The organism is Labilibaculum manganireducens (assembly GCF_002843385.1).
Lineage (GTDB): Bacteria > Bacteroidota > Bacteroidia > Bacteroidales > Marinifilaceae > Labilibaculum > Labilibaculum manganireducens.
The window spans coordinates 36,951-48,756 of the sequence record NZ_MVDE01000037.1; the positions used below are offsets into that span (position 1 = coordinate 36,951).

Sequence of the window (11,806 nt, forward strand, 5' to 3'; positions counted from 1 at the left end):
TATTTGTACTATTCCTACGATAATCACAACTACAACCACAACCCTTTAGGGGGTTGAATTTTTACATATCGCCACAGGTGAGTAGTTGATTGCTCAAAAACCATAGGGTATTTTGTACCTTGTATAATAACTGATTATTCAATAGTTAGTGTTATCGGAGCATTCTTAATAATAAAGCAGAATAACTATTTAACCAAAATTTATATCAACCGATGGACAACCGGACATTTGTACGGAAGGGAATCTATCTTAAGAAATTAATCAATGAAGGTTTTAAAATTTGGAGGGAGCTCAGTTTCTAATTCAGAAAATTGTAAGCGCGTTCAGGAGATTATTAAAAGGAATTATGCCAACTGTAAGCAAGTTGTAGTTGTTTCAGCTTTTGGCGGAGTTACCGACGAGCTGGAAAGATGTATTAATCTGGCCAGCAATAGGAATAAAGAATATGAAAATTCCCTTTTTAAAGTAAAGGAAAGGCATTTTCAAGTAATTAATGAACTTAATTTACCAGCAGAAATAGAATTGGGTACATCAAAGAAATTTGATGAGATAGCAGAACTACTTCAAGGGGTTTATCTTTTGGAAGAAATCTCGCAAAAGGTGAAAAATTCCGTAATGGGATCAGGTGAGATATTATCATCTTTAATTTTTTCAGCCTATTTAAATCAATGTGGGATGAATACTGTGCTTTTCGATTCCAGAGACTTTATCAGAACACAGAATGGCAAAGGAGTATTTCTAAATAGCGAGCAGACCAATAAGAATTTGGAAGCCGTTAAGGATGTAGAATTTCAAGTTGCTTTGTTTCCCGGTTTTATAGCTTCCGGTCAAAAAGGTGAAATGACATTGCTTGGGCGTGGCGGATCGGATTACACAGCTTCTATTTTGGCGGCAGGATTAAAATGCAGCGAGTTGGAAATTTGGACTGATGTCAGTGGTATGTTTACTGCCGATCCAAGATTGGTATCGCAGGCTTTGCCGATTGAGCAAATGTCTTTTCAGGAAGCAATGGAACTTTCTCATTTTGGTGCTAAAGTCATTTATCCTCCAACCTTAATTCCGGTATTGCAGAACAAAATAAATGTTCGCATTAAAAATACGTTTGCTCCCGACGAAAAGGGAACTCTGATCACTTCTGCACCTAAAAGTGAACGTTCAATAGTTCGAGGACTTTCTTCAATCAACAACATTAATTTATTTACTCTTTCGGGCAGTGGAATGGTTGGTATAAGCGGATTTGCATCTCGCTTTTTCACTTGTTTGGCTCAGAATAAAATTAATGTTGTTCTAATTACTCAGGCTTCATCGGAGCAGAGTATGAGTGTTGGGATTAATGAGGGTGATAGGGCGTTGGCTATTGAAGCGGTTCGTTCCGAGTTCGAAATGGAAATTAGAATGAACTTGGTAAATGAACCGGCTGTTGAGCAGGATTTGTCAATTGTAGCCGTTGTTGGTGAGGACATGGGATATACTCCTGGGATTTCAGGAAAAGTATTTAGTGTACTTGGAAGAAACGGAGTGAACATTAGGGCTATGGCTCAGGGCGGTAATGAATTAAACATTACTTTCATGGTTCCAACCTTTGATGTAAAAAAAGTATTAAATGTTATTCATGAGGATTTTTTCATCTCAACTCATAAGAAAGTGAACCTGTACATTGCAGGAGTAGGTAATGTAGGGGGGAAATTATTGGAATTCATTAAAAATCAATACGATTACCTTCTTGAAGAGAAAGGTTTGCAATTGATTGTTCGTGCAGTGACCAACAGTCGGAAAATGTGCTTTGCAAAGGATGAAAATATGCTTCAGAATTGGAAGCAGAAATTGGAGGAAGAATCAGAGGTGGCCAATTTGCAGGAATTTGTAAAGCGGATGGATCAGGCAAACCTCAGAAATTCTGTGTTTGTAGATATCACCGCAAGCGAAGCTGTAAGTAAGGTGTATCAGCAGGTTTTGAACTCCACTGTTTCTATTGTGGCATGCAATAAAATTGCAGCTTCATCCGAATTTGATAATTACCTGAGAATTAAGGCGGCTGCAAAAAAGCACAATGTGGAATTCATGTTCGAAAGCAATGTTGGAGCTGGATTGCCGGTGATTAGCACAATTAACAGTCTGATTCATACCGGCGACAAAATTGTTGGAATTGATGCTGTTGTATCTGGCAGCTTAAACTTTATAATGAATGAGTTTAATAATGGTAAATCGTTTGTTGAAGCGGTGAAAATGGCAATGGAGCAAGGATTTACTGAACCGGATCCGAAAATCGACCTGAGCGGAATGGATGTATTAAGAAAACTTTTAATATTATCTCGTGAAGCTGGCTACAAGTTAGAGGTGAAGGATGTAGAGCATGAGCCTATGATCCCATTATCTTGTTTGAATGGAGAGACAGCAGCTGATTTGATCCGCGCTCTCGAAGCTCACAATGATCATTTTGAGGCATGGAGAACTGTGATGGCTGAAAAAAATATCAGGTACCGTTACATTGCTTCTTTTGCAAATGGCAAAGCCAATGTAAGCCTTAAAGAGGTTACACCCGATCATCCATTTTACGATATACATGGTAAGGATAATGTGATTTCGTTAAAAACGAAGTGGTACAGCGATCAGCCATTGATTATTAAAGGCGCCGGAGCCGGAGCAGAAGTTACAGCTTCGGGAATTTTTGGCGATATCATTAGAATAACCAGCAATTAATTACCAACAAAGAAAATTGAATAACATGTCAGATAGTGTGAAAGTTTTTGCTCCGGGTAGCGTTTCCAACGTTGGTTGTGGGTTCGATATATTAGGATTTGCCATCGATGGGGTGGGCGATGAAATGATTCTTACCAAAAATGACCAGAATAAAATAATTATACAAACAGTAAAGGATTATGAGGATCTTCCTACTGATCCAAAGAAAAATGTTGCAGGTGTCGCCATTCAGGCTTTATTGGATGATTTGGAAAGCAATCAGGGGTTTGATGTTGAGATGATTAAAAATATTAAGCCCGGAAGTGGAATCGGATCTAGTGCGGCAAGTGCGGCAGGTGCGGTTGTTGCAGTAAATGAATTGTTGGGTAAGCCATATACAAGAATGCAACTGGTTGATTTTGCCATGAAAGGTGAGGAGGTTGCTTCGGGTGATGTTCATGCTGACAATGTTGCTCCTGCAACACTTGGTGGTTTTTGTCTGATTCGAGGATACAATCCTCTGGATGTAATTCATATTCAGCCACCGGCAGATTTATGGTGTGCTGTTATTCATCCACAAATTGAAATCAAGACCAAAGAAGCGCGGGAAATATTGTCTCCCCAAATTCCTCTAAAAAAGGCAATTCGTCAGTGGGGAAATGTGGCAGGCTTAATGGCCGGACTTTATACCGCAGATTATGATTTGATCGGACGTTCTCTTGAAGATCATATAGTAGAGCCGCAAAGGAAGGTGCTGATACCTGAATTTGATGAATTGAAACTGTCCGTAATGGAAGCAGGAGCATTGGGTTGCAGTATTTCCGGATCAGGACCATCGGTATTTGCATTGGCAAATGGAAAGGAGTCTGCAGATGTTATTGCTGCTGCTATGGATACAGTCTATAAACGTACCGGTTTGGATTACAAAATATACGTGTCCAAAGTAAGTGAAGGTGGAGTGAAAATTCTGTAACAGGAAGTAATTAGTTAAAAAATCGAATAGATTTTGATTCAGGAACTTGAAGAAAGGATAGACTTGTGAAATACTTTAGTACAAATAATAAAGATATACGTTATAGCTTTAAGGAAGCTGTAATAAAAGGGCTTGCGCCGGATAACGGTTTGTTTTTCCCGGTTTCAATACCAAAGTTGGAAGATGAATTCTTTCAACGATTGACAGAATTAAGTTTGCCTGAAATTGGATATGAAGTGGCTAAACACTTCGTTGGTGACGACATTTCCGATTCTGATTTGAGGGAAATTACCGAAGAGGTACTTAATTTCCCGATCCCAGTTGTGCCGATAGAAGATGGTGTTAACACTTTAGAGCTGTTTCACGGACCAACTTGCGCATTTAAAGATGTAGGTGCCAGGTTCATGTCCCGATGTCTGAGTGCTTTCGCAAAGCAGAATCAGGAAGAGGTAACCATTTTGGTTGCAACATCAGGAGATACGGGCAGTGCAGTTGCCAATGGGTTTTTAGGTGTCGAGGGTGTAAAGGTGATTATATTATATCCTGCCGGAAAGGTGAGTAAGATTCAAGAGCAGCAATTAACCACTATGGGACAAAACATCACAGCTCTTGAGGTTGACGGCACTTTTGATGATTGTCAGGCATTGGTAAAAACCGCTTTTGGAGATGCTGATTTGAATGCAGAATTGAGTTTGACTTCGGCAAATTCTATAAATATTGCTCGCTTGTTACCGCAAAGTTTTTACTATTTCTACGCTTGGGCACAATTGCAGCCAACAGATAAAAAAGTTGTGTTTTCAGTTCCCAGCGGGAATTATGGAAATCTTACAGGAGGATTGCTGGCAAAACAAATGGGATTGCCAATCGATTCATTTATTGCATCAGCAAATACAAACAAGGTTGTACCGGATTATTTAAGTTCCGGGAAATATGAGCCTAAAGCTTCTGTTCAAACCATATCAAATGCTATGGATGTTGGAGCTCCAAGTAATTTTGCTCGTATGATGGAATTGTATCAGGAGAAACATTTTGACATTGTTAAGGATGTAAAGGGAGCGTGGTTTTCAGATGAGGAAACTCAAGAGGCAATAGCAGATGTATATAGTAGGAATAAGTACATTCTTGATCCACATGGTGCCGTTGGATATCTGGGTTTGAAAAGATACTTAAATACGGATAGTGAGGTAGGTGTTTTTTTGGAAACAGCGCACCCGGCAAAATTTAAGGATACAGTTGAAAAGGTACTTAATACTGAAATAAGAGTTCCGGATTATCTTCAGCAGTGTTTGGGAAAAGAAAAAAAGAGTATTTTAATAAGTAAGGATTTTTCAGAGTTTAAAAGCTTCCTTTTGCTTAAATAGGATCTCCCGAAAGGCTGTCATTATTTATGAACAGCCTTTTGTTTCCAATCATCTTATAATGATGCATATCATTGTGTAATACATTTTAATGAAATATACAGGAGATTGTGATGATGGTTTTATATTCTTTAAATCTAATTATAGTGCTGAATATTAGTTGTTTGTGTGTGTGATGTTGAGGTTTAGGTTTATTGTTGGCATGTCATATTAAATGTTAGTGAATAAAGCATTTTAGTAAATCAGTTAAATAAGAAAGACCTTTAAATAGAGTTATGATTTAATTCACATTCTTCTCTTTATTGTTTACGGGGAATAGCTTGAAAATTTATAGTTTTATTATGTTTCGATCTTTGAAAGGTTAAATTTCTTATTTTTTCTTATCGGAAATTTGCAAACCATCAGAAATCCTTTATATTTGTATATGATTCAAATTTAAAAGCAATTTTTAACCCTAAAATTTTATAAAGTTATGAACAAAGCTCAATTAATTGATGCAATTGCAAGCAAAGCTGGTTTGACTAAAGCTGATTCTAAAAAAGCATTAGATGCTTTCATTGAAACTACTACTGAGGCATTAAAAAGTGATGATAGAGTAGCACTAGTAGGATTTGGTTCATTTTCTGTTTCTAAGCGTGATGCTAGAACCGGTAGAAATCCTCAAACTGGTAAACCAATCAATATTCCAGCAAAAAAAGTTATCAAATTTAAGGCTGGTTCTGAATTAGCAGACTCTGTACAATAGATAATTGTTGTCAAAAGATGTTAGAGGGGGTGTATCAATAATACCTCCTTTTTTTTATTCCTAATTTTTTGTGGATGGAGAAGAAGTTATTGCAGGAATCGATTCATTTTTTGGAAGGTTTTACCAGTGAAAAGCGCATCGGACTACTGGATAAAAATATTGAAAACAGAACAAGATATATAACCTTGGTTTTGGAGGATATTTTTCAAGCTCAAAATGCCAGTGCCGTAATTCGTTCATGCGATTGTTTTGGTGTTCAGGATTTGCATGTTATTGAAAATCACAATGAATATCATTTAAATCCTGATGTTGTAATGGGAGCGTCAAAGTGGATGAATTTGCACAGATACAATAAAGAAGAAAGAAATACCTTAAGTACAATTACGAAATTAAAAAATCAGGGATATAGAATTATTGCAACAAGTCCTCATTCAAATGATATTCTTTTACCCGATTTTGATCTGACTAAGGGGAAAGCTGCATTTTTCTTTGGAACGGAACTGACTGGATTGTCGGATGAAGTAATGAATAATGCCGATGAATTTGTGAAAATTCCAATGTATGGTTTTACGGAAAGTTTTAATATATCGGTTTCTGCGGCTATAGTACTAAATCATCTTGCTACGGAGCTTCGGCGATCGGATATTTATTGGCAATTGTCTGAGTATGAAAAGCTGGAGTTGAAATTAGATTGGTTGGTGCGATCTGTAAGATCGGGGGATGAGCTTCTCGGTAAATTTCTAAAAAAGAAGCAATAAAATAACCAATTTGAAAAAAAATTATATTAAGTTAAGTTTTGTGAAAGGGAATATTTTGGTTAAATATTTCGGAAATGGTAAAAAGATTGTTATTTTTGATGAAAACTACCTTGCCATAGATAAATATGATTTATTTACCTATTTTTGAATAAAAATTAACTACCACTATATGAATTGTGTTGTAATTGACGATGATAAGCTTTCGAGAAAAGTTGTTGAAAGTTATATTGAAAGAACAGACTTCCTAACATTTGGAGCATCCTACCCAAGTGCAATTGAAGCGATAAATAATATCAAAAAAAACGAACCTGTTGATTTGATATTTTTAGATATTGAAATGCCGGAAATGAGTGGCATGGAATTTTTAAATAGCTTAAGTACTACACCGCAAATTATTATTATCTCTTCAAAAGAACAGTATGCTTTGGAAGCTTTTGAGTATGATGTTACTGATTATTTATTAAAACCTATTAGTTACAGTCGGTTTTTTAAAGCGGTTAGTAAGGCAAACCGTCGCTATAAAAACAGCGAAAGTTTTATGCAGGATAAGAATGAGATTTTTATAAAAAGTAATTCGGCATTGGTTCGTTTGAATTACGATGATATTTTATGGATTGAAGCTCTTGAAAATTATGTTGTTGTAAATTCTTATCATGAAAAATATACAATACATTTTACCATGAAGGCCATCGAAGAAAAGATGCCCTCTACTCGTTTTTCAAGAATCCACCGTTCATATATCGTTAATTTGAGCAAAATTGGAGTGATTGAAGATAATTCAGTTGTGATTGAAACCGAAAGTGGGTCTAAAGCAATTCCTATCGGAAAATCATATCGTGATAAATTATTAGGAGATATTAATTTAATGACACGATAGTTTTTTTATGGCAGGATTTTTATTGAATTTTGTATTTAAATAAAAATTCTGTTTATGATTACAAATCGACAATTATTTCTGCAGCATGTAGCTACAACCTCTGATTTTCCTATTGCATTGGAAATAGAGAGGGCAGAAGGTATATATATGTACAGCCCGGATGGAAAGCCATATTTGGATCTCGTATCGGGCGTTTCTGTTAGTAACCTTGGGCACGGGCATCCTCGTGTTCGTCAGGCCATTAAAGATCAGGTTGATAAATATATGCACTTAATGGTATATGGTGAGTTCATTGAATCTCCTCAGGTTCAATTGGCCAAGCTCTTATCCGATAATCTGCCAGAGAGTTTAAATTCGGTTTACTTTGTGAATTCGGGGAGTGAAGCTAATGAGGGAGCTTTAAAATTGGCTAAGAGATATACCGGTAGGTCTGAAATAATTACTTTTAGAAATGCATATCACGGAAGTACTCATGGAGCTTTAAGTGTATTGGGCGACGAGGAATTGAAAAATGCCTTTCGTCCATTATTGCCGGACATTCGAATTATTGAATTTGGAAATATTTTGAATTTAGAGCAAATAACCAATAAAACAGCCTGTGTTATTTTGGAGCCCATCCAGTCCGAAGGGGGAATGATTATTCCAACCAAAGAATTTATTCAGGCTTTGCGGGCAAGGTGTACCGAAAAAGGGGCTTTACTGATTTTTGATGAGGTTCAAATGGGATTTGGACGAACAGGAAAACTTTTTGCATTTGAGCATTTCGATGTTGTTCCCGATATTCTTTGTCTGGCGAAGGCAATGGGAGGCGGAATGCCAATTGGAGCTTTTATATCGGATAAAAAGATACTAGACACGTTCAAGAGCAATCCAATGTTGGGACACATTACCACTTTTGGAGGACATCCGGTTTGTTGTGCAGCTGCTAAGGCTGCTTTGGAAGTACTTTTGGAGGAAAATATTGTTGATGATGTTCAGCGCAAAGGAGAACTTTTTGTGACTTTGCTAAAAGATCATCCAATGGTGAAAGGATTTCGACAGTTGGGACTGTTTATTGCTGTAATTGTAGAATCTCAGGAGATCATGCTTGCTATTATGAAAGAAGCATATGAGTTGGGTGTTATTATGGATCCTTTCTTATTTTGTGCCGGAGCTTTTCGAATTGCACCCCCCTTAAATATTACTGATGAGGAAATTCATCATGCCTCGGATTTACTAATTGAGGCAATGAATAAGGTGAAAAAATAATATTTCACGGAATTGATGCTGTTCCTGTAAGAATATTCAAAAATAGATGGATGAGAAAATTATTACTTGTGTTTTTTGTCTTACTCGGGTCTTCGAGTCTTTTTTCGCAGATTAGTTTATTGGAGAAGGAACAAAAAATAAAATCTGAGTTTGATAGTTTAATTCTGGCTGATACTGATTCTTTAAAATTGAGTATCTGTTCTGAAATCGAAAAAATATTTTCGGATGTATTGGTTGAAGAACAGAGTTTTGATTATCCGTTTTTAGAACTATCAAAAATGGGTAAGTTGATTTCTCCCGATCAGAAATTTCGGATTTTTAATTGGAATTGTGTTTTGGATGATGGGACTTACCAATATTTTGGGCTGTTGCAAATTAAACTGAAGAAATCAATTCAGGTTGAGGTTTTGCATGATTCGAAGCTTGTCGCTGATATGTTTCATCAATACCCGGCAGTAAATTGGCCGGGAGCGCTTTACTATCAGATTATACCGTTTAAGGCAAAATCTGGTAATTCTTATTTCCTGTTGGGATGGGATGGAAATGATTTCCGAACCAACAAGAAGCTTGTTGAAGTGCTCAGTTTTGATGAGAAAGGACAAGTTACTTTTGGTATGCCGGTGATTATCTGGAAAGGAAAAACTTTAGACAGAATAGTTTTCGAATACGCCAAACAGGCAAGAATGACTATTCAATACAACGAAAAAGATAAAAGAATTGTATTTGATCATTTGGCACCGTCATTGCCAGTTTATCAGAATCAATTTGAATATTACGGACCTGATTTTTCTTACGATGCACTCGAGTATCAGAAAGGTAAATGGGTATTGGTTGAAAATATTGATGTAAGAAATAAGTAATAGAAATGAGTGAAATATTCCAATATCAAACAGAGCAGTTTGCTGATATAAAGATATTAAGATACCAGGTTCCCGGATTCGGGGAACTAAGTTTGAGTCAGAAAGAATTGATTTATTATCTGGCGGAAGCAGCGCGTTGTGGCCGCGATATTCTGTTCGATCAAAACAATAAAAATAACCTTAGCATTCGCCGTACTTTGGAGGCTATTGCTAGATCATACGATGGCGATCGGGAATCGGATGAATTCAAAAGCTTTTTGGTTTATGCCAAGAGAGTTTGGTTCTCAAACGGAATTCATCATCATTATTCGATGGATAAGTTCATGCCTGAATTCTCTGAAGAGTACTTTGGAGAGTTGCTGAGCAATACAAATTATGAATTACTGCCTTTGTTGGAAGGAGAAGATGTTGTTGGTTTGCTGACCAGATTGGTTCCTGTTTTGTTCGATGAAGATGTAGATGCAAAACGTGTGGTTTTGAGTCCTGAACTGGATTTAATAAAGGATTCTGCAAATAACTATTATGAGGGAGTTTGTGAGAAGGAGGCGGAAGATTTTTATGCCAAAATGGAAAAGGGAGATCCGGAAAGACCAATTTCTGCAGGTTTGAATTCCAAGTTGGTGAAGGAGAATGGGGAGCTGATTGAAAAAACATGGAAAGTGGGAGGAATGTATTCCGAGGCCATCGAAAAAATTGTGTTTTGGCTGGAGAAAGCAATTCCTGTTGCGGATAGTGAACTTCAAAGAGAATCCTTGGTGAAACTGGTGGAATTTTATAAAACCGGCGATTTAAAAGCCTTCGATGAATATTCAATTTTATGGGTGAAAGATTTAGATGCTCATGTGGATGTAGTGAACGGTTTTATTGAAGTGTATGGTGATGCTTTGGCGATTAAAGGCAGTTGGGAATCTATCGTTAATTTTAAAGATATTGAAGCCACCAAAAGAGCTGTGATTATTTCCGATAATGCACAATGGTTTGAGAATCACTCTCCTGTTGATGAACGATTCAAGAAAAAAGAGGTGAAAGGAGTGAGTGCAAAGGTAATTATCGTTGCGATGTTGGGTGGCGATTGTCATCCGGCAACGCCTATTGGGGTTAATTTACCAAATGCAGAATGGATTCGTAAAGAGCATGGAAGTAAGTCTGTTACCATTGATAATATTACGCATGCCTACCATCAGTCGTCTTTAAAAAGCGGAATGATTGACGAATTCGCCTATAGCAAAGAGGAAGTTGCACGTGCGAAAGAGCATGGATATTTGGGAGGAAACCTGCATACCGACTTGCACGAATGTCTTGGACACGGTTCGGGACAGTTGTTGCCTGGTGTGGGGATGGATGCATTGAAAAATTACCATTCTACTTTGGAAGAGGCCCGTGCTGATTTATTTGCTTTGTATTACATGATGGATCCTAAAATGGTAGACTTGGGATTAATGCCAGGTTTGGAGGTTGCCAAAGCTGAATACGACGGGTACATTCGCAATGGATTAATTACTCAGCTGACCAGAATTGAGTTGGGAAAAGAGATTGAGGAATCGCACATGAGAAATCGTCAGTTAATTGCCAAGTGGGTTTTTGAAAAAGGAGAAGCTGATAAAGTGATTGAGAAGATTCATGAAGCTGGGAAGACCTACTATGTAGTGAATGACTATCAGAAACTGAGAACACTATTCGGAGATTTATTGAAAGAAGTACAACGAATAAAATCGGAAGGGGATTTTAAGGCTGGTAAACGTCTGGTTGAAGATTACGCCGTGAAGGTAGATTCCGAATTGCATAAAGAAGTAAAGGCACGATTTGAAAAACTGAATCTGGCTGCTTATGCCGGTTTTATTAATCCAGATTATCATCCTGTTTACGAAGACGACAAAATTGTTGATGTGAAGATATCATATCCAATGGATTTTATGGAGCAGATGCTTCAATATGGAGAGAGATATTCTTTTCTGCCTAATATAAATTAAGATTGAGGAGATGATTTTTTCATCTCCTTTTTTTAGTATGTCGGGCATGGTAACGTGCTATCAAGATGAAACGTTCTTGAGTTCGCCGAGTTGACAGGAAGAACTAGCAATTGGCAAGGGTGTTGGGGGCGACCCCAAATCTGAAGGAAGCCATCAGCAAAGTCATCGTTCTAACGAACAGAAACTTGATATAAGGCTTATTAGTGTGGGTAACCGAGCTATGGATTGGGAAAACCCAAAAGTCAACCGTAACCACTAAGAGTAAATCAAGTAGGACGTGACGAAAGTACGTTATCTTATCCCGAGAGATCTCATAACCTGTTGTCCAAAACAACAAA

General features: G+C 37.2%; 9 protein-coding genes. All 9 read left to right on the forward strand.

Annotated features, from left to right (window positions below; genetic code table 11):
• The first annotated feature begins 264 nt into the window (after positions 1-264).
• Positions 265-2,700 (forward strand): bifunctional aspartate kinase/homoserine dehydrogenase I, encoded by a 2,436-nt coding sequence (thrA, locus tag BZG01_RS17940; RefSeq protein WP_101311223.1) that lies wholly within the window; start codon positions 265-267, stop codon positions 2,698-2,700.
• 25 nt (positions 2,701-2,725) lie between these two features.
• Positions 2,726-3,652, forward strand: coding sequence for a homoserine kinase (locus BZG01_RS17945; RefSeq protein WP_101311224.1), 927 nt, complete (start codon positions 2,726-2,728; stop codon positions 3,650-3,652).
• A gap of 65 nt (positions 3,653-3,717) precedes the next feature.
• Complete coding sequence (gene thrC, locus BZG01_RS17950) at positions 3,718-5,013, forward strand: threonine synthase (RefSeq protein ID WP_101311225.1); 1,296 nt, start codon at positions 3,718-3,720, stop codon at positions 5,011-5,013.
• A 469-nt stretch (positions 5,014-5,482) separates the two neighbouring features.
• On the forward strand, positions 5,483-5,755 hold the full coding sequence (locus BZG01_RS17955) for an HU family DNA-binding protein (RefSeq protein WP_101311226.1): 273 nt from the start codon (positions 5,483-5,485) through the stop codon (positions 5,753-5,755).
• 74 nt (positions 5,756-5,829) lie between these two features.
• Entirely contained in the window at positions 5,830-6,513 is a 684-nt protein-coding gene (locus tag BZG01_RS17960) for a TrmH family RNA methyltransferase (RefSeq protein WP_101311227.1), read from the forward strand.
• 169 nt (positions 6,514-6,682) lie between these two features.
• Positions 6,683-7,390 carry a LytR/AlgR family response regulator transcription factor gene (locus BZG01_RS17965; RefSeq protein WP_101311228.1) on the forward strand — a complete coding sequence of 236 codons (708 nt, stop codon included), beginning with the start codon at positions 6,683-6,685 and terminating at the stop codon, positions 7,388-7,390.
• Between the two features lie 54 nt (positions 7,391-7,444).
• The gene (locus BZG01_RS17970; RefSeq protein WP_245870418.1) at positions 7,445-8,638 is read left to right on the forward strand and encodes an aspartate aminotransferase family protein; all 1,194 of its coding nucleotides are present in this window, start codon (positions 7,445-7,447) and stop codon (positions 8,636-8,638) included.
• Between the two features lie 50 nt (positions 8,639-8,688).
• On the forward strand, positions 8,689-9,498 hold the full coding sequence (locus tag BZG01_RS17975) for a hypothetical protein (protein ID WP_101311229.1): 810 nt from the start codon (positions 8,689-8,691) through the stop codon (positions 9,496-9,498).
• Positions 9,499-9,503: 5 nt separating this feature from the next.
• On the forward strand, positions 9,504-11,468 hold the full coding sequence (locus BZG01_RS17980) for a dipeptidyl-peptidase 3 family protein (RefSeq protein ID WP_101311230.1): 1,965 nt from the start codon (positions 9,504-9,506) through the stop codon (positions 11,466-11,468).
• The last annotated feature ends 338 nt before the right edge of the window (positions 11,469-11,806 follow it).